This is a genomic window from Sphingobium aromaticiconvertens (genome assembly GCF_037154075.1).
GTDB lineage: Bacteria > Pseudomonadota > Alphaproteobacteria > Sphingomonadales > Sphingomonadaceae > Sphingobium > Sphingobium aromaticiconvertens.
This window is the reverse complement of the sequence record NZ_JBANRJ010000001.1, coordinates 2,983,794-3,004,650: the sequence shown is the minus strand read 5'-3', so window position 1 is coordinate 3,004,650 and position 20,857 is coordinate 2,983,794. Positions and strand designations below refer to the sequence as shown.

Here is a 20,857-nt window from a genome sequence, read left to right as displayed (position 1 = left end):
CCCCTATCTATCGTTCCGTTCGTCTCAGGCGAATATATTCGGCAGGGGCCTGGGTTGATCTGGCCGGAGGGGCTTAACGACCCGGCTCGTCCAGGCTGTAGCCAAGGCCGCGAATGGTGGTGATGACGTCCGGCCCCAGCTTTTTACGGATGCGGGTCACGAACACCTCTATCGTGTTCGAATCGCGGTCGAAATCCTGATCGTAAATATGCTCGATCAGCTCGGTGCGGCTGACCACCTTGCCTTTGTGATGGAGCAGGTAGGAGAGAAGTTTATACTCCTGCGCGGTCAGTTTTACCGGCTCGCCGTTGAGTGTCACCTTGCCGGAACGGGTGTCTAGGCGGACGTCGCCCGCCGTCAGTTCGCTGGACGCATTGCCCGACGCGCGGCGGATGAGCGCGCGCAGGCGGGCGATCAGTTCTTCGCTCTGGAACGGCTTGGCCAGATAATCGTCGGCACCCGCGTCGAGGCCGGCCACCTTGTCCGACCAACTATCGCGCGCAGTAAGGACGAGAACCGGGAATGTCCTCCCTTCCTTCCGCCAGCGATCGAGCACGGTCAGGCCGTCGATGGTGGGAAGGCCAAGGTCGAGCACGACCGCGTCATAGCTTTCGGTCGAGCCAAGGAAATGCCCATCCTCGCCATCATCCGCGAGGTCGACGGCATAGCCTGCGCCCTCCAGTGTATTTTTGAGCTGCTGGCCCAGACTCGGTTCATCCTCGACGATCAGCAGACGCATATGGCCCCGTTTCTTTGTGTCATTACATTATGCGCGCTGAAAAGAGGTCAGCGTGCCCAGCCGGTTATATCGCCCGTCCGGCCGTCGGCATCAACCCATACCACCTTACCGTCCTTCACATATTTCAGACGATAGCGATTTGAGCTCGGGTTGAACTCCGATCCGACATAGGTGGCGCCCTCCATCGCCGAATCAACACGGCGCTTGATGATGGAGAAAGGCATGACATGTCCGTCCAGCATGGCCCGGCGCGCGGCGTCCTGCTCGTCACGGCGGCCTTGCGCCTCCGCATGAGTGACGAGGGGCAGGCCCGAGGCGATGGTGATCGCGGCCAGAGCCGACAGCGCGCATTTTCTCCACATGGTCATTAGAGATGGCATAGCGGCACTCTATTGAACAGGTGGTGAATGGTGCAAAAAGCGCGGCGACCGACAATCGCCGCGCTTTCCTGACCCAGCCTGATCCAGATTATTTTTCCAGTGCGTACTGGACCGTCAGCGTGACGGCCGAGGAAACCTGGCCCGGCTCGACCGGTGTATCGGCCATTTCGGCCTTCATCCGCATTGCCACCATCGGCATGGGCGGGCGGCCACCGCTGCTGTTTTCGGCGATCGAGAGCAGGCGGGTGGAGCGGTAGCCGGTTGCCTTGGCGTAGAAATCACCCTGCTGCTTTGCGGTTTTTAGCGCGGCTTCACGGGCCTGCATGATCATGGGCGTGGGGTCGGAGATGGTGAAGGTGGGACCGGAAAGGTTGGTGGCGCCCGCCGCGACCATCTTGTCGAGCATCGGCCCGACCGACTTGATGTCGCGCAACTTGACCGTCAACTGGTTCGATGCCTCATAGCCGGTGAATTTGGGGGGGGACTGGCTGCCGTCGGGGTTGCGGCCGCTATAATCATATTGCGGGCTGAGGTTGATGCCGCTGGTCTGGATGTCCTTGCGGGCGATGCCGGCCTTTGTAAGCGCGTTGATCAGGCTGGTCATCTGCGTAGCATTGTCGCCCATTGCCTGGGCAGCGGTCATGGCGCGGGTCTGAACCCCGGTACCGACGGTCGCCATGTCGGGGGCGGCTTCCACCGTCTCGGTGACGTTGAGGGTCACGACGGGCGCCGTCTCGGCCAGCGTCACGCTGGTTTGCGCGACAGCGGCGACCGGCAGCGCGGAAGCGGCAAGGGCCATCAGGGCAAGGGCGGATTTCATAAGCGTAACTCTCCTTGAGGAATTGGCCTTGAGGGATTTGTCCTTTGAGTGATGCCGGTCAATTGCGGCAGTCGCGATGAACGGACGCTGACGTGCGATGAAAGCCGTCAGACAGGAAGTGGTTCCGGGCGGGGTTGCGGTGGATGGAGGAAGGCCTTAGCTGCACGGCCATGGCGGCACCAATTCTTACCTACGAAAATCTTGGTCTTTCCCAGGGCACGCACTGGCTGTTCCGGGGCATCGACATTCATGTCGGCGCGAAGGACCGGCTGGCGCTGATCGGGCGCAACGGCGCGGGCAAGACCACGTTGCTCAAGCTGATGGGCGGGATCATCGAGCCGGACGAGGGCAGGCGGTCGGTGGTGGCGGGTACGCGGGTCATCCTGCTCGAACAAGACCCGGATGTGACGCCGTTCAGGACGTTGCACGATTTTGCGATGGCGGGCGAGTTCGCGCCACCCCGGCATGAGGTGGAGGCGATTGCCGACCAGTTGGGCATCGACCTGTCCCGTGATGCAGCGACGGCAAGTGGCGGTGAGCGGCGGCGCGCGGCGATTGCGCGGGCATTGGCGAGCGAGCCGGACCTATTGTTGCTGGACGAGCCGACCAACCATCTGGACATTGCCGCGATCGACTGGCTGGAAAACTGGCTGGCGCGCTATAATGGGGCGTTCGTCGTCATCAGCCATGACCGTGCCTTTCTGACCCGGTTGACGCGGCAGACGCTGTGGCTGGACCGGGGGATCATGCGGCGCAACGAGATCGGCTTTGGCGGGTTCGATCAGTGGATGGAAGCGGTCTATGCCGAAGAGGCGCGGGCGGCGGACAAGCTGGACGCGAAGCTGAAGATCGAGGCGCATTGGCTGGAGCGCGGCGTTACCGCCCGGCGCAAGCGCAACCAAGGGCGGCTGGCCAAACTGTGGGAGATGCGCGCGACGCGGGCGGCGATGACCGGGCCGCAAGGCATAGCCAAGCTGGCGGTCGCGGCGGACGACAGCAAGACCAAGAGCGTGATCTCCGCAAGCCATGTGACCAAGCGTTTTGGCGAGCGGACGGTGATTGACGATTTCACGCTGCGTATCCAGCGGGGCGACCGGATCGGCATTGTCGGCGGCAATGGTGCGGGCAAGACGACGTTGCTCAAGCTGTTAACCGGCGAGACGCAGCCTGATGAGGGGACGATCAAGCAGGCCCAGAGCCTGGACATGATCTTCATCGACCAGCAGCGCAGCCTGATGCAGCCTGACAAGCGGGTGCGCGAGGTACTGGCCGAGGGTGGCGACTGGATCGACGTGCGGGGCGTGCGCAAGCATGTCCATGGCTATCTGAAGGAATTTCTGTTCGATCCCTCGCTGGCGGAGGCGAAGGTAGGCACCTTGTCGGGTGGGGAGCGATCGCGCCTGTTGTTCGCGCGGGAATTTGCGCGCGAATCCAACCTGCTGGTGCTGGACGAGCCGACCAACGATCTGGATCTGGAGACGCTGGACCTGTTGCAGGAGGTGATCGCCGATTATGACGGCACGGTCCTGATCGTCAGCCATGATCGCGACTTTCTGGACAAGACCGTCACCGTGACGCTGGGTCTGGATGGGACGGGCGTGGTGGACGTGATCGTCGGCGGTTATGCCGACTGGATCGCCAAGCGTGATCCGCGCAAAGCGGCGAGGGCGGAGAAAAAGGCCGAAGTGACACCATCGGCGTCCAAGCCGGTTTCGGTAAAACTGAGCTATAAGGACCAGCGCGACTTCGATCTGCTGCCCAAGCGGGTCGAGGAGATCGAGGCGGCGATCGCGCGGGACGAGGCGGCTTTGGCCGATCCCGACCTCTATTCGAAGAACTTCGCGCGGTTCGAGGCGCTGACCAAGGCGGTCGAGAAGGCGCGGGATGAGAAGGATGCGGCGGAGATGCGCTGGCTGGAACTGGCGGAAATGGCTGAGGGGTTGAAGGGCTGATCGCTGTTCAATCCCCCACGATCAGGCGAGATAGGGGAGGCGACCTGCCCACTGGTCCGGCAGGCCGTTGACGGCCAAGGCTCGCGCGCTGTGCCACAGGGCCGAGAGCAGCAACAGGGCGGAGCCGATCACCAGCGCAGTGAAGGCTGCCGATAGCTCGACCGCGCCTGCCTGCTGGAATAGCGCATAGAGGGCGAACAGGACATAGGCGAGGCTGGAGACGAGCAGCGCGCGACGGTCGACCGCCAGCGCCACAAGGCCAAAGGCGATGTAGAGGGCGATGACGGTCAGTGCCTTGGCAATGCCGATCTGGCTGTCGAAGATACCCATGATCTGGAACATCGAATGGGCGATCATGGGGGCGGCGGCCAGATGCAGCCAGAAGGCGACGTCGGAGCGGCGGGTTTGCCGCGCGTGGTCGCTCATGTCCCAGCGCATGGCGAAGGCGAAGATGGCGAGGCCTGCGACAAATAGCAGCCAGAAGAGCGAGTCTTTCGCCGCCGGGACAGCCCACAGCAGCAGCCCAAGGGCGATGCCCGCCGCGCTGGTTGCACCCGCGGCCACAGTGATCGGCACCATGAACCGGCGCCAGTGGAGCCATGCGGCGAAGGTGGTGAGCAATGCCGCGCCGGAGGCTGACAGCGCAACCAGTCGTTCACCCGCGTCGGGAAGGATGAGCATCATCAGGGCCATCAGCCCGAACCCGACGCCGCCCACGAAGCCTAACAGCAGCAGGATACTGGGAAGGGCCATATGCCTTATACGCGTGAAATATTCGGCCAGACCCCAACTGACAGCGGCAATCAGCAGGCCCGAAATGGGTGAGGGGGCGTGGATGTCGGCGCCAAGATGCAGGCTGTTGCCCAGCCAGCCGACCGCGACGAGAAGGATCACGCTGGCGATGCCGACGAAAATATCGTTGAAACCGGTCAGCAGGCGGAAATGTTCTTCATCCACCACCGGGCTGGCGCGCAGTGTCGCGACATGATCGCGTAGCGCCTGTGCGGTCTGCGGCGTAAGGATGCCGGCCGTTACGGCATCCTGAAGATCGCTCTCGCTATACATCGGCATGCCTTTTTTCGCCTGGTTGTCACCTTTATCTATCACGACTGTATTGCTGTATCAATACAGCATGGCTATCGCCGGTAAGAGCGCGTTTTTCCGCTTCCGCGCACGCCTCGCCGATGATAGCGCGGCGGCGAAGATGAAAAGGAAAGGTCCGAGCCATGTCGCTGCCACCGTTGCTTGAAGGTCGGCTGTCGTTGCCCCTGATCGGATCGCCGATGTTTATCATCTCGCAGCCTGAACTGGTGATCGCCCAATGCCGTGCAGGGGTGGTGGGCGCCTTTCCTTCGCTCAATGCCCGGCCATCGGGCGTGTTCGAACAATGGTTGCAGCAACTGACCGCGACGCTGACGGACAAGGATGCGCCCTTTGCCGTCAATCTGATCGTCCATCGCTCCAATCCCCGGCTGGAGGAAGATCTGGCGCTGTGCGTGCAATATAAGGTGCCGATCGTTATCACCTCGCTGGGCGCGCGCGAGGATGTGAATGCGGCGATCCACAGCTATGGCGGCATTGTCCTGCACGACGTGATCGACAACCGTTTCGCGCGCAAGGCCGTGGAGAAGGGTGCCGATGGCTTGATCGCGGTGGCTGCGGGGGCGGGTGGCCATGCGGGTACACAATCCCCTTTTGCCCTAGTCGAGGAAATTCGCAGTTGGTTCGACGGGCCGGTCGCGCTGTCAGGGGCAATCGCTACCGGACGGTCAATAGCGGCGGCGCAGGCGATGGGCGCCGATCTTGGCTATATGGGTTCGGCCTTCATCGCGACGAGCGAGGCCAATGCCGACGCGGCGTACAAGCAGGCGATCGTCGATGGGTCCGCGAGCGATATCGTCTATTCAAACCTTTTTACAGGTGTGCACGGCAACTATCTGAAACCCAGTATCATTGCCGCCGGAATGGACCCCGATAATTTGCCGGATTCCGACCCCAGCAAGATGGACTTTGCCGCTACGGCGAACGGGGACAAGAAGGCGTGGCGCGACATTTGGGGATGCGGGCAGGGGATCGGTGCGATCAAAGCGGTGGTGCCTGCCGCTGAATTGGTAGCGCGGTTGCGGCGCGAATATGATGCCGCGCTGGCACGCTTATGCAATGTGCGGGCCTGATCGTCGGGGCCGCCTGTTTTCCATCGCAGTAAACACACTGTTCGACGTCGCGATTACGCGTTAGTGTTTCCCGGCGGCGGTCTTTGCTGGCAGGCCGGTAGCGGCCGCACGCGAGCGTTGGGGCTTGAACGGACGTGGATATTTTGACCCACGTCGACAAGGGAGAGATGATGATGAAGATCAGGCAACTGGTTCTGATAGCGGCTGGGGTCATGACCCTGGGCGCCTGTGCCAACAAGGAATATGAGGCGGTCGCACCCGCACCGCCCGTCGGTCCCGGTGCGCTGGTTGGAACCGTCGCCGCCGATCGTGATGGCGACGGCATCGTCGATGGCTATTACACGGCTGATGGCATGTATCATGCCGTACAAGGTCCGCCCTGCCCGCCGCCTCCTCCCCCACCGCCCTCCCGTCGTGGGGAACGCGGCTGATCAAGATGCTTTTGTGGGCGCGGCGTGTTCGTCGCGCCCCCTTCCTTTCGATTGCCGTCCTGCTGGCTGTAGTGCCGGTTGGACAGGCGCAGGTCCATGCACAGGAGCGGTCAGAGAGTGAGGCGGGGCGTAATGCCATAGCCTCCGAAATCCGTTCCGAGGTCGGTGGGAAGCTGCGCGATGTCTATGGCCCGCGCGGCTACTGGCCGCTGTGGATCGAGGATGGCGCGGTCGGCGAGCAGGCCGACGCGCTGTTGGCGCTGATCGACAGTGCGGATCTGGATGGGCTGGACCCGGACGATTATGATCCGAAGGGTGTCCGCAAATTAGTGGACGCCGCGAGCGATGGAATGCCCAAGGCGCTGGCGCGCGCTGACCTGGCGTTGTCCAAGGCCTTTGTGGCGTTGGCACGGGATATGCGCCGCCCTTCGCGCTCGGTCGAGATGCGTTATCTGGACCCGGAACTGGAACCGAGCCGGGCGGATAGCGCTGACCTTTTGCGGGCCGCTGCGCTGTCGCCGTCTTTCCAGCGCTATGTCGCGCAGGTGGGGTGGATGAGCCCGCTCTATATGCGCTTGCGCAAGGCGCGAGCGACCTATGATGAGGGATGGGGCAAGCTGCCGGACACCTACATTCCGACGGATGTCAGGATACGCCCCGGAATGCGCGGGTTTGAGGTCGATGCCTTGCGCCAACGGCTGGGGCTGGATGAAGGCGCAGGCTATGATCGGGCGTTGGCGGCGCGGGTGAAGGCGTTTCAGGCCGATCACGGGCTGGCGGCCGATGGCGTTGCGGGCACGCAGACAGTGGCGGCGCTCAACCGTGGGCCGCGCTGGTTCGATCGGCGGCTGGCGCTCAATCTGGAGCGGGCGCGGTTGTTGCCCGGCCCCTATGTACGGCATGTTGTGGTCGATGCGGCAGCGGCGCGGCTTTATTATTATGATCGCGGTGCGCTGGACGGGACGATGAAGGTGGTGGTTGGCGCGAAGGCCAGTCAGACGCCAATGATGGCGGGCATGATCCGCTATGCGACGCTCAATCCCTATTGGAACATTCCGACCGACCTGGTGGAAAAAAGCGTTGCGCCCAAGGTGCTGCGCGGGTCTTCGCTGAAAGGGATGGGCTTTGAAGCGCTGTCCGACTGGAGCGCGAACGCTCGCCCGTTGGCGCAGTCGGAGATTGACTGGCGCGCAGTCGCGGATGGGGGGCAGGAGTTGCGGGTGCGGCAGTTGCCCGGCGGTGATAATGCTATGGGGCGGGTGAAGTTTATGTTTCCCAATGACTTGGGGATATATCTTCATGATACGCCTTCACGCGGATTATTTGCCAAGGATGCGCGGCAGTTGTCCAACGGCTGTGTGCGGCTGGAGGATGCCGCACGGCTGGGACGCTGGTTTTTCGGCAAATCGCTGGGCAGTGGGTCTGGTGAAGTCGAAGAGCATCGGCCTCTGCCGCAGGCGGTGCCGGTCTACCTCACCTACCTCACTGCCGTGCCGAATGGCGACGGCGTGCGATTCTTGCTCGATGTATATGGGCGGGATGGAGAGGAATGACGCAAGCATGAGGCCTGCATCAGCGAGCCTTACATTTTCTTGGGAATGCAGTCGGCGCCAGCGGCCTTGAGGCGGCCGCACAGGCGCTGGGCGTCCGCGTTGCTGGCCAGCGGACCGGCCTGAAGGCGCGTAACGGGGCCGCCTTTCACATAATAGGGCTGATAGGCGGATAGCCCTGATACCTTGCCGCTGAGCGAGGACCAGAGCGAACGGGCGCGGCCATCTTCGCTGAAGGCGCCGAGTTGGACCCGCCAGCCGCCAGCCGATGGTGCGGGGACCGAGGCGGCGGGGCGAGGGGCTGCGGGTTTGGGTGCAGGCTTCGGTGCTGCTGCTTGGGCGAGGGCAGGTTTTGGCGCGATGGGCGCGGGGGCCGGGCGGGCGGTGGCTGAAGATGGCAGATCGGACGTGCGGAGAGGGCCGGATGTCGGGCGCGGGCTTGGCTCAACGGCGCGCGGTGTCGATACAGAGGGAGCAAAGGCGAGTTGGCCCGCCTGCTGCTGGCTTTCCATCTCGCTGGCCAGCGCAAGGCCCTTCTGTCGATCGGCGGAGGGGATATATTTGTCCATCTGAGCAAGGCTGGTCGTCGCCTGACTAAGACCGGCGCTGGAGGCGCGGGTCATCAGCGCATAGGCGCGGACCCAATCCTTGCTAACCAGATCGCCGTTGAACAGGGCCGTGCCGACGATATACTGGGCGCGTGCCTCGCCGCGTGTGGCCGCTTTCTGAAGATAGGGCATCGCGCCCGCGCGGTCGCCCTGCTGGAACATCAACAGGCCAAGATTATCCTCTGCGCGGGTATGGCCCTGCGCCGCCGCCTTGCGATACCATTCGATGGCGGTAGACATGTCGGACTGAACGCCACGGCCCAGCTTATAGGCCTGTCCCATGTTGAACTGTGCGTCGGCGTCGCCCGCCTGCGCCAGCGGTCGCCATTGCGCGATGGCGCGGGCATAATCGCCCTGCTGCCAGGCATCGACGCCCGCCTTCACATCAGCAAGAACAGGCGCGGCAATCATAAGTGCGCCGGTTAATGCCGCCAATGTCCCCCAGATCTGTTTCATACGCACATGCTCCAACCGGATAGACTATGTTCGCCCGCGCAAGTCCTTGTCTTTCGCACAGGCTGTTCGTGCGCGTAGCATAAGGACTGGCTGCTTTATAACTGGTTAACCCTGTTCATGGTGTCCCGAAGAAAGCTGTTCGCAGATTAACCAATTTTTAGCGGCAGGCATGGCATCCCCTGTCGCAACTGGATTTTCGTGGGGGATTTGCGTGCGCGTACTGGCACTGGCATCGCAAAAGGGCGGATCGGGCAAGACGACATTGTCGGGGCATCTGGCTGTGCAGGCACAGTTGGCTGGCGCGGGGCCGGTCGTCCTGATCGACATTGATCCGCAGGGTTCGCTGGCCGATTGGTGGAATGAGCGTGAGGCCGAATTGCCCGCCTTTGCCCAGACGACCGTCGCCCGGCTGGGCGCTGACCTGGAGATACTGCGTCAGCAGGGCTTCAAGTTGGCGGTCATCGACACGCCGCCTGCCATTACGATGGCGATCCAGAGCGTTATTTCCGTGTCCGAACTGATCGTTGTGCCGACCCGTCCCAGCCCGCATGACCTGCGCGCCGTGGGCGCGACGGTCGACTTGTGCGAGCGTGCGGGCAAGCCGTTGATCTTTGTCGTTAACGGCGCGACGCCCAAAGCGCGGATCACAGCGGAAGCAGCCGTCGCCCTGTCCCAACATGGCACAGTGGCTCCGGTGACGCTGCATCATCGCACCGATTTCGCTGCGTCGATGATCGATGGACGCACGGTGATGGAAGTCGATCCCAAGGGAAGATCAGCCAATGAAGTCGTGCAGCTATGGTCCTATATCTCCGACCGACTTGAAAAGAATTTCCGCCGCACCGTCTTTTCCGTGTCGTCGAACGGCGCGGCATCGAACGGCGCCCCTAGGCCGCTGGGTGGCTTTGGCCGCCGGGTGATCGGTTAATCGGGGGAGAAAAATCATGGCCGAACCCAAACCTCTCGCTTCGCTGACCTCTGGCTTGCTGGCTCGCAAGGGTGCGGCGCAGCCCGCGATGCGGCGACAGTCGCTGACCGGCTTTGGCAATGCGATGCCGATCAGTTTCCACGACGATCTGGGCTGGAACGACATGGGCGGCGAAAGCGCGCCAGTCGAAATGCGGCCTTCGGGCCTGACGCCGATGGGGGCCTCGCCTGTAGCTGCCGTCCCGATGGACGCGGCCGCGTCGATCATGGCGCCCGAACCTGTGGTCGTGACCGAGCAGAAGGCCTTGGTGGAGAAGGTCGCGGCGATGGCTCCACCGGTATCGCCTCCAGCGAGCAAGGCGGTTGCCGTTGCACCGAAAGCGGCGGTCAGTGGGCGCAAGGCGGCGTTCACGCTGCGACTGGATGCGGAACGGCACCTGAAGCTGCGGCTGGTTTGCGCGGTGCAGAACCGATCAGCGCAGCAAATCGTCACTGATGCACTGGACCAATTTTTAAGCGGCCTGCCGGAAATTGACCGACTCGCCGATCAACTGCCGCGCGACTGCGGCGAACGCTGAATTTCAAGGTGAGCAGGATCATGAAGCGCAGGAATTTGAGCATGGCGGCAGTTTCGACGCTGCTGATGACAAGCACGATGGTGGGTTGCACGGGGCAGGCATTTCACCCGCGTGCGTCCGCTGCGCTTGTCAGGGATACGGACGGCGCGAAGCCGGCGGTAAGTGCGGAGAAGGCGCTGACGGCACGCGATTTCGCCGCCGCGCTGAAGGCGGCGGAAGCGGCGGTCGCAGCCAATCCCGACAATGCGCGCTATCGTCAGATTTTGGGCCGTGCCTATGCCGCGAATGGCCGCTTCGCTTCGGCGGAAACGGCCCTCAGCGACGCCATGACACTGGGCAATGGCGACGCGCGCACGATCGTGACGCTGGCGCTGGTGCAGGTCGGTCTGGGTAAGCCGGAGGCTGCGCGCGCACTGCTTGTCGCCCATACCGATACCGTGCCTGCCGCTGACTATGGGCTGGCTATCGCGATGGCGGGCGATCCGCAGGAGGGCGTTCGCCTTCTGTCGCAGGCGATCCATGACCCTTCCGCCACGGCGCGGACACGCCAGAACCTGGCCTATGCCTATGCACTGGCCGGTCGCTGGAAGGATGCACGAGTGATGGCAGGCGAGGATCTTGCTCCGCTGGAAGCCATGCAGCGTATTACCCAATGGGCGATGATCGCCGAGCCATCGAAGGCGCCGCAGCGCGTTGCCGCCTTCATGGGCGTGACCCCTGACGCCAGCGACGCAGGACTGCCGGTTGCGCTGGCGCTGGCGCCCAAGGCTGTGGAGGCTGCGCCGGTGGCGCTGGCCGAGGCTTCACCCGTTGAGGCTCCGTCGGCGGCATGGGCGGAGGCTGCTCCGGTTGAGGTGACGGCTGTCGAGCCTGCCTTGATGGCGGTAGCCGCTGTTGAGACTGTTCCTGCGCCGGCGCCCATGATCCGCGTCGAGCATCCGCCGGTTCGTGCCATTATCGCAGCGCCCATCGCTACGATGCAGAAGGCCGCCTACATCCGTCCGGTCGAAAAGGTGGGGAGCAACTGGGTCGTGCAGGTGGGCGCTTATGACAATGCCGCTGTCGCTCGTGAAAAATGGCAGCAGATGGCAACCATCAGCAGCACGATTGCGGCTTTCCCGGTGCTGACCAGCACCGCGACCGTGAACGGCCGGGCCTATTACCGACTGGCGCTGAGCGGGCTTGGCAACCGCGCCGACGCGATGGCGCTGTGTAAGGCGATCCGGTCGCAGCGGGGACAATGTTTCGTTCGTGAGACGACGCCCGATGCGATGCCGCAGCGCTGGGCGGTGGCGACCAGAGGACGTCAGTTCGCCTCGCGCTAAAACACCGAATTTCCGGTTAGGAGAGAAAAGGGCGGGCGCCTCCTTTAGAGGAACGACCCGCCCTTCATGATTCGACGCACACGGCCCTGCACGGGTACATGGTTGAAAGGGGTGTTGCCTGCTGCTGCGGCCATCCTGCCCGAATCGACGATCCATGGGGTGTCGCGGTCGATGAAAATGATGTCTGCGGCGCTGCCGGGGGCGAAGCTGCCTGCCTCTACCCCTAATATGCGGGCGGGATTGGCGCTGAGCAGCGCCATCAGGCGGGTGATCGACACATGGCCTTCGCGCACAAGGTTGAGGGAAAGCGCGAGCAGCGTTTCCGCGCCCGCCATGCCCGGCGCGGCGTCGGCGAAGGGCAGGCGCTTGTCTTCCGGCCCGCGCGGATCATGGCTGGAGGTGATGACGTCGATGGTCCCCTCCGCCACGGCGGCGATCGCAGCCTTGCGGTCATCTTCCGATCGCAGCGGCGGAGACAGGCGCGCGAAGGTGCGGAAATCAGTGGCGGCATTGTCCGACAGGAACAGATAGGCGGGGCTGATGCCGCACGTCACGCGCAGCCCCTCTGCCTTTGCGGCGCGGATGAGGGCGAAGCCTGCCGCCGTGGTGACGAGGCGGAAGTGGATCGCCGCGCCGGTTTCGCGCACCAGCATGATGTCGCGGGCGATGGCCATTGCTTCGGCGCAGGCGGGCGCATTGGAAAGGCCGAGCCGGGTCGCCGTTTCGCCGGATGTCGCGACGGCCTTGCCTGCCAGCCCGCCATCTTCGGCATGGGCGATGACGGTGAGGCCGAGCGCGGAGGCATAAGAGAGGACGCGCAGCATGACGCCGGAGTCCGCGATCCATTGACGACCGGTGCCGACGGCCTTTGCGCCAGCGGCCTGCATCATGCCGATTTCCGCGAGTTCCGTGCCTGCAAGGCCACGCGTGGCGGCGGCGATGGGGTGAACCCAGAAGTCGGGCTTGCCCGCGCGGGTGGCCTGCCGAATGAGGCCGGCGTCGTCCAGTAGCGAGGATTGGTCCGGCATCAGCGCCGCGCGAGTGATGCCGCCGAAATGGAAGGCCGGCTTGTCGGTCGAGAAAACGCCAAGGTCGACGAGGCCGGGGGCGACGACCAGGCCATTGGCGTCGATACGCTCCGCGTCGGCGGGGATGGCGACATCTCCGGTGGCAACGATATGGTCGCCTTCGATCAGCAGTGTGCCGGGCGCAAGATCTTTGGCGGTTGGATCAGCGAGGTGGGCGTTGATGATCGCTATTTTGGTCATGGTTGTGCCCATCTCGTCTTTGTCTTTGGTCGGGATGTTCAAGCCCATCCCTCCACGCCACGCGCACTTCGTGTGAGCACATCCAGGCAGGCCATGCGGACAGCGACGCCCATTTCCACCTGTTCGGTGATGGCGGAGCGTTCCGGGTGGTCGGCGACGCTGCTGCTTATCTCAACGCCGCGGTTCATAGGGCCGGGGTGCATGACGAGGGCGTCGGGTTTCGCGCGGGCCAGCCGCTCTGGTGTCAGGCCGTAAAGCATGTGATATTCGCGGGGTGAGGGGATGAAAGCGCCGTCCATTCGCTCATTCTGAAGGCGCAGCATCATCACCACGTCGGCCCCCTCCAGCCCTTTGTTGAAGTCGGTATAAGGGGTCGCGCCCATCGCTTCTACCTTTGCGGGCATCAGTGTGGGCGGCGCGATGGCGCGGACCTGTGCGCCCAGCGCGGCGAGGCAGAGCATGTTCGAGCGCGCCACCCGACTGTGCAGAACATCACCGCAAATCGCGACAATCAGCCCTTCAAACCTGCCCTTGCGGCGGCGGATGGTGAGGGCGTCGAGCAGCGCCTGCGTGGGGTGTTCGTGCCAGCCATCGCCCGCGTTCAACACCGGGCAGTCGACCTTGTCCGCGATCAACCGCACTGCGCCTGACGAGCCGTGGCGGATGACGATGACGTCGGCATACATGGCATTGAGGGTCATCGCCGTGTCGATCAGCGTTTCCCCCTTCTTCACGCTGGACTGGGCCGCGTGCATGTTGACGACGTCCGCGCCCAGCCGCTTGCCTGCAATCTCGAAGGAGAGAAGGGTGCGCGTACTGTTCTCGAAAAAGGCGTTGATCTGGGTCATGCCCGCGAGGCGACCGTCATGCTTGCGGGCGATGCTGCGATTGGTACGGACCCATTGTTCAGCCTCATCCAGCAGGAAGCGGATTTCCCAGGGCTTTAACGGGGCGATACCGAGCAAATGTCGGTGCGGAAACAACGCCCGTCCTACAAGATCGGACGAGGCGGGCGCGGTGATCGTTTCGGGCATGAGCCGATCCTTTAAGCGAGCGCGAGCAGTGCGGCAAGGGGCGGCTTCGCCTCCTTCCTTAGAAGAGGCTGAGTTGTGGGCCGGAAGGCGGGCGAAACAAGTCGGTGCGAAGGGTCAGCCGCTCGCGTGAAAAGCCTGCGCGGCGGCAGGCCATGTTGAAGCGCGTTCGTAACAGGTCCGCCCAGACACCCTGTCCGCGCATCCGGCTGCCGAAATTGGGATCATTGTCACGGCCGCCGCGCAGGTCGCGGATGATGGACATGACACGAGCGGCACGGTCGGGATAATGGGCGTCGAGCCAGGCACGGAAAAGCGGCGCGACCTCATGCGGCAGACGGATGGGGATGTAAGAGGCCCCATATGCACCCGCCTGCGCGACTTGCGCGATGATCGCCTCCATCTCATGGTCGGTGATCGAGGGGATGACGGGGGAAATACTGGCATGGACGGGTATGCCTGCCTCTGTCAGTGCGCGGATCGCGGCGAGGCGGCGGTGCGGATGAGGCGCGCGGGGTTCCAGCGTGCGGGCGATGGCAGGATCAAGGCTTGTGACGGAGACGCAGACGGCGACCAGCCGGTCGCGGGCCATGTCTGCCAGAAGGTCGATGTCGCGCAATACCCGATCGGACTTGGTGGTGATGAAGAGAGGATGCCGCGTTCCCGCCAACACTTCGATACAGTCGCGGGTGATGTGCCAGTCGCGCTCGATCGGTTGATAGGGATCGGTGTTGGTGCCCATGGCGATCGGCGCGACGGCGTAGGAGGGCTTTGCCAGTTCGGCACGAAGCAGGGTGGCGGCATCCGGCTTGGCGAAGAGGCGGCTTTCGAAGTCCAGGCCGGGTGACAGGTCGTGATAGGCGTGGCTTGGCCGGGCGAAGCAGTAGATGCAGCCATGTTCGCAGCCCCGATAGGCATTGATCGATTGAGAGAAGCCGATGTCGGGTGAGCTATTGCGCGATATGATGGTGCGGGGACGCTCGACCGTGACAGTGGTCCGCAGGCGTGGGGTCGTGCCGTCAATATCATCGCGGGCGTCTAGCCAATCGCCATCAGCCTCCCGCGCGGGGAGGTTGAAGCGGTCGCTTGTGCGGTTGATGGGGGCGCCTCGGCCCTTTTCGATGGCCATGGCACATAAGAACATATCAGGAACAATTTGACAAGGCGGGATCGCTCCGTCAGTTCGGCATCCTTTGATGGGGGACGAAATCATGTGGGGCAGAATGTTGATCGCGATGGCGACTGTCGGCCTCTCTGGCATGGTGTCGGGGACGGCACTGGCGAATGATGGCGATCCCTGCGGCGCCAAAATGGTGTGCGCCAGCAGTCCCCAATCGGTGGTCGAAGCGATCAAGGAGGCAGGTTACAAGGCGGTGTTGAGCAAGAGCAAGACGACCGGCAACCCTATGATCGAGAGCGCGGCTAACGGCTATGACTATTCGCTGTTCTTCTATGAATGCGAAGAGGCCAAGCAGTGCGGGTCGTTGCAGTTCATGATCAGTTTTGCCGATGACGGGACGAACACGCCCGAACTTGCCAATCTGTGGAACAAGGAAAAACGGTTCAGTCAGATGGCGGTGACGGACGACAAGTCGCTGGCCTTTTCCTACGATATTTCGACCATCGGTGGATTGAACCAGAAGAATTTTGCCGATGTTGTCGACTGGTGGGCGCTAATGCTGGGCGAGGTCTCGCAATTCTTCAAGGCGCAGGCGCCGCAAAAGAAATAATCAGCGCTCCATGAGGCGGGGCATCAATTCCACAAAGTTGCAAGGGCGAAAGCGGCTGTCGAGTTGGCTGACCAAGATGCCGTCCCAGGCGTCGCGCACTGCGCCGGTCGAGCCAGGCAGCGCGAAGATATAGGTGCCGCGCGCGACGCAGGCGGTGGCGCGGGACTGGATGGTGGAGGTGCCGATCGTCTGGTAGCTGAGCCAGCGGAACAGTTCGCCGAAACCGGGAATTTCCTTGTCCTGCACCTGGGCGAGCGCTTCCGGAGTCACGTCGCGACCGGTAACGCCGGTGCCGCCGGTGGTGATGATGCAGTCGATCTGCGGGTCGTCTATCCAGGCGTGGAGGCGGGCGACGATCAGCGAGCGTTCGTCCCTGGAAATATGACGATCGGCCAGGATATGCCCGGCGTTTTCGAGCCGTTCGACCAGCGTGTCGCCCGAACGGTCGTCGGCAAGGGTGCGGCTGTCCGATACCGTCATCACCGCGATGCGGACGGGCAGGAACGTGCGGCTTTCATCGATCGGCATGAGGCAGTGGTCAGTCCGTGCCGCCGACATAACCACTAAAGGTCGCCACACCGTTCGGGGTCTTACCGGTCAGGCGGACCAGCTTTGTGCCTTTGGTGCCGGGGAACATCGGCCACATACCCTGCGCCATCCCGGTCAGACCGTCGGCCTCGCCCTTCGCCTGTATCTGGTACATCCAGTAATTCCGCATGACGATGTTCACATAGGCGCGGGTTTCATAATAAGGCAGGGATTCGATGAAAAGCAGTGGATCGCCGCCATCTTTCACTTCGTAATTCCAGCGCTCCACCGGGGTTGGTCCGGCATTATAGGCGGCCATCACCTTGGGCAGAAGGCCGCCGGTCGCGCCCATGTCGCGCAGCGATTCCAGATAGCGCTGGCCATATTCCATGTTGGTCGAAGGGATAAAGAGTTGTGAGGCGGCGGTCATGCCGACATCGCCCGCCGTGCCGGGGCGCACCTGCATTAGACCGCGCGCACCCGCGCTGCTGACCGCATTGGTGCGAAAGCCCGATTCCTGGAGCGTATGGGCAAAAATGAGCGAGGGGTCGACGCGCCAGCCGCCATCGGGGCGCCAGTCGGGCGCCGGGAAGCGGGCGAAACTGTCGGGTTGTTTGCCTGCCGGACCATTATGGGCGAGCCAGAGCTGGGTTTCGGGCAGGTTGAGCGCGCCCGCGAGGCGCAGCAGCGCTTCATAATGGGCGTTGCCGCTGATCTTCGCCTGATAGCGCAACGCTTCGTCGGCATGGACGGAATCGCCGATGGCGGAGAAGGCCACGGCGGCGCGGGCATTGGGAGCGTCTTTCAGGGTTTGCCACTCATTGGTGCTGAAACGACCGGCGACCGGCGCGGCGCGCATCGGCATACCAAGCGTTTCGCGGGCGAGCAGGCCGTAGAATGTTTCTTCGGACCGGGCGGCGGTCCGCAGCAGATTTGCGACCTTGGCCGGTTCGCCGCAGACCATATAGGCGCGGGCGGCCCAATAAGCCCCGGCCGAGCGCATATCTTCATTGCTGGCGAGCGCGGCGACATTAGCGAAGGAGGGAGCTGCGGTGCGGCAATCCTTCTGACGCCAGGCGGCAAGGCCGGTGGTCCAGTGCGCCTGCACCGTCCAGTCGCCACCGACACGGCTTTCGAGGGCGCGGGCAGCCATGCGGCGAGCGCCCTGATCGTCATTCTCGATATAATAGGACCAGGCGACGCGCTGGCGCAATTCGGTCAGGCCCTCGGGCGTCAGGCCCGCTTCCTGGGGAGCGAGCAGGGCTTCGGCACCGGCGGGATTGTCCGCCTTGATGAAGGGCAGGATCTGGGTGACGAGCATTTGGGCGAGCGCATCGGTTTTTGTCGCGGAGATATATTGGCGGCGGGGCGCCGAGCCGAGCCACACCATCTTCTGCACCTGCGGCAGGGTGGGCAACATGGTCGCGCCGCGTCGTTCCGCAAGGCGGGAAAGCTGATCGGCGCGGGGCAGCCAGCTAGCCTTGTTGATCAGTTCAAGCAGGTCGAACAGCTCGACGCGCGGCGATCCCTTGGCCAGATAAAGTTCAGCGAGGGCCATGGCGCGCATCGGGTCATTGGCGTCGAGCGCGGCGATCTGAGCCTTGGCGCTGTCCCATTGCTGGCCCTGCAATCCGGCAAAGATGGCTCGGTAGCGGGCCTTGTCGTCTTCCTTGACGGTGAACGGCAGAGCGGAGGAGACGGAGTTGGTCGTGAGTGTGGGCGTGGGGATCGAGGCATCGTTAGGTGCCGCTTGTGCGGGAAAGGCAATTGAAAGGCTTGCTCCTGCCGTCATCAGCGTCATCATCAGGGCGCGGGTCGCGGTACGGGTCACTGCGGCACGGGTCACTGGGCTTTGTCCTCGATCAGGCTTTGCAGGGTGCGCCAGCATTCCGCCTTCGCCGCTGGCTGCGTGAGCAGCAGGCGCGGGTGAAATGTGGCAGCAACAGGCACAGTGCCGCCTTCATGGTTAAAGAAACGTAAACCATCGCGCGGATCGCTGTCACTCGTCGGTAATAAGGCACGGATTGTCCGGTCCCCCAGCAAAAGCAGCCGTGCGGGGCGGACCAGCGCCACCTGCGCACGCATCCGTTCCACCAACCGGGCGGTGTCGTCGGCGTCCAGCGATCCACCCGGCGGCCGGGCCAGCGCCATGGCGGTCAGGTAGATATCATCACGGGTCAGGCCGATTGCGCGAAGCATTGCATCGAACAGCGTACCTGCACGATCGGCGAACAACGCGCCTGCATTCATGTCGGCAGGATCGGGCATGTCGGTGATGATCATCAATCGCGCACCAGCGATGCCGGTCGGCAGGATTGCCCGGCCCGGCGCCCAGTGGCTTTCAGGGTGACGGTTGTCCTTCGCCAGCCAGAGATGAAAGGCGTCGAGCGTCGCGGGATGCTGTGTCGGGGCCGGGGCAGCCAGCGGCCTTGTGATGGATGGTTCGGCTGGGCGCGCCGGGCGCAACCAGTCGACTGGCTCCTCCCCAATGGCGCAATCCACGCCGGCAAGCGACCACCACGCCAAATAGGCGTCGGCGGCAAGCGCCGCTTCATTCTGCAATAATCCCCGCATCGTGATCCTTTAGGGCCAGAGGTTGACGAGGGGGTCAAGAATCTTCATCGCCGATCCTGTCAAAGCGTTATCAGTATGCGGCGACCGGATGGGGAGAGGGAAGCCCTTATGGATCGCCATGATGGAGGGATTATGAGCGAACGGGAATCGATGCCCTATGATGTGGTCATCGTTGGTGGTGGGCCAGCGGGCCTGTCTGCGGCCATCCGTCTTAAGCAACTGGCCAACGATGCCGGGGCTGAACTGGCGGTCTGCGTGCTGGAAAAAGGGTCGGAAATCGGCGCGCATATCCTTTCGGGGGCAGTCATCGACCCGAAGGCGCTGGACGAACTGATCCCGCAATGGAAGGACATGGGCTGCTCGCTGGCCGATGTGCCCGTCACGGACAATCGCCATTGGGTGCTGACCAAGACCAAGCATTTTTCGATTCCGCATTTACCAATGCCGCCATTGATGAGCAATAAGGGCACCTATACCGGGTCGCTGGGCAATCTGTGCCGCTGGCTCGCGGAACAGGCCGAGGGACTGGGCGTAGAGATATTCCCCGGCTTCGCGGCGGCGGAAATCCTCTATAATGACGACGGATCGGTGAAGGGCGTCGCCACCGGCGACATGGGCGTTGCGCGCGATGGCGAGCATAAAGGCGATTATCAGCCAGGGCTGGAGCTGCACGCCAAATATACCTTCTTTGCAGAGGGTGCGCGCGGCCACCTGACCAAGATATTGAAGCGCCAATATGCTTTGGACACCGACTGTGAGCCGCAAGTCTATGGCCTGGGCATGAAGGAATTGTGGGACATTGACCCCAAGATGCATAAGCCGGGGCTGGTCATCCATACGCAGGGTTGGCCGCTGACCGATGCCTATGGCGGCGGGTTCCTTTATCATCAGGCCAATGGGCAGGTGGCGTTGGGTTTCGTCGTGGGGCTGGGCTATCGCAACCCGCATCTCTATCCGTTCGAAGAGTTTCAGCGCTGGAAACAGCATCCCGCGATCCGTAAATATCTGGAGGGTGGCCGCCGCGTTTCCTACGGTGCTCGGGCGATCAACGAGGGCGGCTGGCAGTCGGTGCCCAAGCTGGATTTCCCCGGCGGCGCGCTGATCGGTTGTTCGGCGGGTTTCGTCAACGTGCCACGTATCAAGGGCACACATACGGCGATGAAGTCGGGGATGCTGGCGGCGGAGGCGGCCTTTGCCGCGATCCAGGCCGGCCGGACAAGCGATGCGCTGAATGAATATGATGCCGCGGTGCGGTCGAGCTGGATTGCTGACGAGTTGAAGCTGGTCAAGAATGCCGAACCGATGCTGTCCAAGTTCGGCGGCACGATCGGCACGCTGCTGGCGGGCATCGACATGTGGATGCGGACGCTGAAAATCGGCCTGCCCTTCACGATGAAGCACAAGCCGGACAATGAGAAAATCTGGCATGCTGATGCGTGCAAGAAGATCGCTTATCCCAAGCCCGATGGCGTGGTCAGCTTCGATCGGCTGTCCTCTGTGTTCCTGTCCAACACCAACCATGAGGAAGACCAGCCGGTTCATTTGCAGTTGAAAGACCCGGCGATCCCGATTTCCTACAATCTGCCCCTTTATGACGAGCCGGCGCAGCGCTATTGTCCGGCTGGCGTTTATGAAGTGGTGGGGCTGGAAGAGGGCGAGCCTCGTTTCCAGATCAACGCGCAGAATTGCGTCCATTGCAAGACGTGTGACATCAAGGATCCTACCCAGAACATCAACTGGGTGGTGCCCGAGGGCGGTGGAGGACCGAATTATCCCAATATGTAAG

The 20,857-nt window shown here is 63.0% G+C and carries 20 protein-coding genes; 9 read left to right on the top strand and 11 right to left on the bottom strand.

Translation table 11 applies throughout. The features are described from left to right. Positions 1 to 73 precede the first annotated feature (73 nt). The 3 genes from WFR25_RS14315 to WFR25_RS14305 all read right to left on the bottom strand — a co-directional run bounded on the left by WFR25_RS14315 (position 74) and on the right by WFR25_RS14305 (position 1,939). Positions 74 to 739 (bottom strand): response regulator transcription factor, encoded by a 666-nt coding sequence (locus WFR25_RS14315; RefSeq protein ID WP_336971763.1) that lies wholly within the window; start codon positions 737 to 739, stop codon positions 74 to 76. 47 nt (positions 740 to 786) lie between these two features. Then, positions 787 to 1,107 (bottom strand): hypothetical protein, encoded by a 321-nt coding sequence (locus tag WFR25_RS14310; protein WP_419723157.1) that lies wholly within the window; start codon positions 1,105 to 1,107, stop codon positions 787 to 789. 100 nt (positions 1,108 to 1,207) lie between these two features. Then, positions 1,208 to 1,939 carry an SIMPL domain-containing protein gene (locus tag WFR25_RS14305; protein ID WP_336971759.1) on the bottom strand — a complete coding sequence of 244 codons (732 nt, stop codon included), beginning with the start codon at positions 1,937 to 1,939 and terminating at the stop codon, positions 1,208 to 1,210. 170 nt (positions 1,940 to 2,109) lie between these two features. Here WFR25_RS14305 and WFR25_RS14300 point away from each other — a divergent pair, with 170 nt between their 5' ends. Next, positions 2,110 to 3,891, top strand: a complete 1,782-nt coding sequence (locus tag WFR25_RS14300) for an ABC-F family ATP-binding cassette domain-containing protein (protein WP_336971757.1) — start codon at positions 2,110 to 2,112, stop codon at positions 3,889 to 3,891. A gap of 21 nt (positions 3,892 to 3,912) precedes the next feature. On the opposite strand, the gene WFR25_RS14295 is transcribed toward WFR25_RS14300, so the two are convergent. Next, on the bottom strand, positions 3,913 to 4,956 hold the full coding sequence (locus WFR25_RS14295) for a hypothetical protein (RefSeq protein WP_336974906.1): 1,044 nt from the start codon (positions 4,954 to 4,956) through the stop codon (positions 3,913 to 3,915). Positions 4,957 to 5,117: 161 nt separating this feature from the next. Between WFR25_RS14295 and WFR25_RS14290 the strand changes: the two genes are divergently transcribed. The 3 genes from WFR25_RS14290 (at position 5,118) to WFR25_RS14280 (ending at position 8,049) form a co-directional block, all read left to right on the top strand. Next, positions 5,118 to 6,065: an NAD(P)H-dependent flavin oxidoreductase gene (locus WFR25_RS14290; RefSeq protein ID WP_336971755.1), complete on the top strand. Its 948-nt coding sequence runs from the start codon at positions 5,118 to 5,120 to the stop codon at positions 6,063 to 6,065. A gap of 173 nt (positions 6,066 to 6,238) precedes the next feature. After that, the gene (locus WFR25_RS14285) at positions 6,239 to 6,496 is read left to right on the top strand and encodes a hypothetical protein (protein WP_336974905.1); all 258 of its coding nucleotides are present in this window, start codon (positions 6,239 to 6,241) and stop codon (positions 6,494 to 6,496) included. 5 nt (positions 6,497 to 6,501) lie between these two features. After that, positions 6,502 to 8,049 (top strand): L,D-transpeptidase family protein, encoded by a 1,548-nt coding sequence (locus tag WFR25_RS14280; protein ID WP_336971753.1) that lies wholly within the window; start codon positions 6,502 to 6,504, stop codon positions 8,047 to 8,049. Positions 8,050 to 8,078: 29 nt separating this feature from the next. Here the strand turns inward: WFR25_RS14280 and WFR25_RS14275 are convergent, their stop codons facing one another. Further along, positions 8,079 to 9,110 carry an SPOR domain-containing protein gene (locus WFR25_RS14275; protein WP_336971752.1) on the bottom strand — a complete coding sequence of 344 codons (1,032 nt, stop codon included), beginning with the start codon at positions 9,108 to 9,110 and terminating at the stop codon, positions 8,079 to 8,081. 211 nt (positions 9,111 to 9,321) lie between these two features. Here WFR25_RS14275 and WFR25_RS14270 point away from each other — a divergent pair, with 211 nt between their 5' ends. Genes WFR25_RS14270 through WFR25_RS14260 form a run of 3 tightly spaced genes read left to right on the top strand, consistent with a single transcriptional unit; the run spans position 9,322 to position 11,940 of the window. Next, on the top strand, positions 9,322 to 10,038 hold the full coding sequence (locus WFR25_RS14270) for a ParA family protein (RefSeq protein WP_336971751.1): 717 nt from the start codon (positions 9,322 to 9,324) through the stop codon (positions 10,036 to 10,038). Positions 10,039 to 10,054: 16 nt separating this feature from the next. Further along, entirely contained in the window at positions 10,055 to 10,615 is a 561-nt protein-coding gene (locus WFR25_RS14265; RefSeq protein WP_336971748.1) for a hypothetical protein, read from the top strand. A 20-nt stretch (positions 10,616 to 10,635) separates the two neighbouring features. Further along, complete coding sequence (locus WFR25_RS14260; protein WP_336971747.1) at positions 10,636 to 11,940, top strand: SPOR domain-containing protein; 1,305 nt, start codon at positions 10,636 to 10,638, stop codon at positions 11,938 to 11,940. A gap of 44 nt (positions 11,941 to 11,984) precedes the next feature. Here WFR25_RS14260 and WFR25_RS14255 read toward each other — a convergent pair whose 3' ends face one another. Genes WFR25_RS14255 through WFR25_RS14245 form a run of 3 tightly spaced genes read right to left on the bottom strand, consistent with a single transcriptional unit; the run spans position 11,985 to position 15,368 of the window. Beyond that, positions 11,985 to 13,208 (bottom strand): dihydroorotase, encoded by a 1,224-nt coding sequence (locus tag WFR25_RS14255; protein WP_336971746.1) that lies wholly within the window; start codon positions 13,206 to 13,208, stop codon positions 11,985 to 11,987. 38 nt (positions 13,209 to 13,246) lie between these two features. Then, a complete protein-coding gene (locus WFR25_RS14250) occupies positions 13,247 to 14,242 on the bottom strand; it encodes an aspartate carbamoyltransferase catalytic subunit (RefSeq protein ID WP_336971745.1) in 996 nt (331 codons plus the stop codon). A 58-nt stretch (positions 14,243 to 14,300) separates the two neighbouring features. Further along, a complete protein-coding gene (locus WFR25_RS14245; protein WP_336971741.1) occupies positions 14,301 to 15,368 on the bottom strand; it encodes a PA0069 family radical SAM protein in 1,068 nt (355 codons plus the stop codon). Positions 15,369 to 15,450: 82 nt separating this feature from the next. Here WFR25_RS14245 and WFR25_RS14240 point away from each other — a divergent pair, with 82 nt between their 5' ends. Further along, positions 15,451 to 15,969 (top strand): YbjN domain-containing protein, encoded by a 519-nt coding sequence (locus tag WFR25_RS14240; protein ID WP_336971739.1) that lies wholly within the window; start codon positions 15,451 to 15,453, stop codon positions 15,967 to 15,969. Here WFR25_RS14240 and moaB read toward each other — a convergent pair whose 3' ends face one another. The 3 genes from moaB to WFR25_RS14225 are packed head-to-tail and all read right to left on the bottom strand — an operon-like array spanning position 15,970 to position 19,071. Continuing rightward, on the bottom strand, positions 15,970 to 16,497 hold the full coding sequence (gene moaB, locus WFR25_RS14235) for a molybdenum cofactor biosynthesis protein B (protein WP_336971737.1): 528 nt from the start codon (positions 16,495 to 16,497) through the stop codon (positions 15,970 to 15,972). It lies immediately after the preceding gene. A gap of 10 nt (positions 16,498 to 16,507) precedes the next feature. Continuing rightward, entirely contained in the window at positions 16,508 to 18,328 is a 1,821-nt protein-coding gene (locus tag WFR25_RS14230; protein WP_473829118.1) for a lytic transglycosylase domain-containing protein, read from the bottom strand. Positions 18,329 to 18,339: 11 nt separating this feature from the next. Beyond that, positions 18,340 to 19,071 (bottom strand): uracil-DNA glycosylase family protein, encoded by a 732-nt coding sequence (locus tag WFR25_RS14225; protein WP_336971735.1) that lies wholly within the window; start codon positions 19,069 to 19,071, stop codon positions 18,340 to 18,342. Between the two features lie 132 nt (positions 19,072 to 19,203). Between WFR25_RS14225 and WFR25_RS14220 the strand changes: the two genes are divergently transcribed. Continuing rightward, the gene (locus WFR25_RS14220) at positions 19,204 to 20,856 is read left to right on the top strand and encodes an electron transfer flavoprotein-ubiquinone oxidoreductase (RefSeq protein WP_336971732.1); all 1,653 of its coding nucleotides are present in this window, start codon (positions 19,204 to 19,206) and stop codon (positions 20,854 to 20,856) included. The last annotated feature ends 1 nt before the right edge of the window (position 20,857 follow it).

Excerpts from the sequence above, each read along its gene's own strand:
- WFR25_RS14315 (WP_336971763.1), bottom strand. The coding sequence starts at position 739 with ATGCGTCTGCTGATCGTCGAGGATGAACCGAGTCTGGGCCAGCAGCTC.
- WFR25_RS14310 (WP_419723157.1), bottom strand. The coding sequence starts at position 1,107 with ATGACCATGTGGAGAAAATGCGCGCTGTCGGCTCTGGCCGCGATCACC.
- WFR25_RS14305 (WP_336971759.1), bottom strand. The coding sequence starts at position 1,939 with ATGAAATCCGCCCTTGCCCTGATGGCCCTTGCCGCTTCCGCGCTGCCG.
- WFR25_RS14300 (WP_336971757.1), top strand. The coding sequence starts at position 2,110 with ATGGCGGCACCAATTCTTACCTACGAAAATCTTGGTCTTTCCCAGGGC.
- WFR25_RS14295 (WP_336974906.1), bottom strand. The coding sequence starts at position 4,956 with ATGTATAGCGAGAGCGATCTTCAGGATGCCGTAACGGCCGGCATCCTT.
- WFR25_RS14290 (WP_336971755.1), top strand. The coding sequence starts at position 5,118 with ATGTCGCTGCCACCGTTGCTTGAAGGTCGGCTGTCGTTGCCCCTGATC.
- WFR25_RS14285 (WP_336974905.1), top strand. The coding sequence starts at position 6,239 with ATGAAGATCAGGCAACTGGTTCTGATAGCGGCTGGGGTCATGACCCTG.
- WFR25_RS14280 (WP_336971753.1), top strand. The coding sequence starts at position 6,502 with ATGCTTTTGTGGGCGCGGCGTGTTCGTCGCGCCCCCTTCCTTTCGATT.
- WFR25_RS14275 (WP_336971752.1), bottom strand. The coding sequence starts at position 9,110 with ATGAAACAGATCTGGGGGACATTGGCGGCATTAACCGGCGCACTTATG.
- WFR25_RS14265 (WP_336971748.1), top strand. The coding sequence starts at position 10,055 with ATGGCCGAACCCAAACCTCTCGCTTCGCTGACCTCTGGCTTGCTGGCT.
- WFR25_RS14260 (WP_336971747.1), top strand. The coding sequence starts at position 10,636 with ATGAAGCGCAGGAATTTGAGCATGGCGGCAGTTTCGACGCTGCTGATG.
- WFR25_RS14255 (WP_336971746.1), bottom strand. The coding sequence starts at position 13,208 with ATGACCAAAATAGCGATCATCAACGCCCACCTCGCTGATCCAACCGCC.
- WFR25_RS14250 (WP_336971745.1), bottom strand. The coding sequence starts at position 14,242 with ATGCCCGAAACGATCACCGCGCCCGCCTCGTCCGATCTTGTAGGACGG.
- WFR25_RS14245 (WP_336971741.1), bottom strand. The coding sequence starts at position 15,368 with ATGGCCATCGAAAAGGGCCGAGGCGCCCCCATCAACCGCACAAGCGAC.
- WFR25_RS14240 (WP_336971739.1), top strand. The coding sequence starts at position 15,451 with ATGTGGGGCAGAATGTTGATCGCGATGGCGACTGTCGGCCTCTCTGGC.
- moaB (WP_336971737.1), bottom strand. The coding sequence starts at position 16,497 with ATGCCGATCGATGAAAGCCGCACGTTCCTGCCCGTCCGCATCGCGGTG.
- WFR25_RS14225 (WP_336971735.1), bottom strand. The coding sequence starts at position 19,071 with ATGCGGGGATTATTGCAGAATGAAGCGGCGCTTGCCGCCGACGCCTAT.
- WFR25_RS14220 (WP_336971732.1), top strand. The coding sequence starts at position 19,204 with ATGAGCGAACGGGAATCGATGCCCTATGATGTGGTCATCGTTGGTGGT.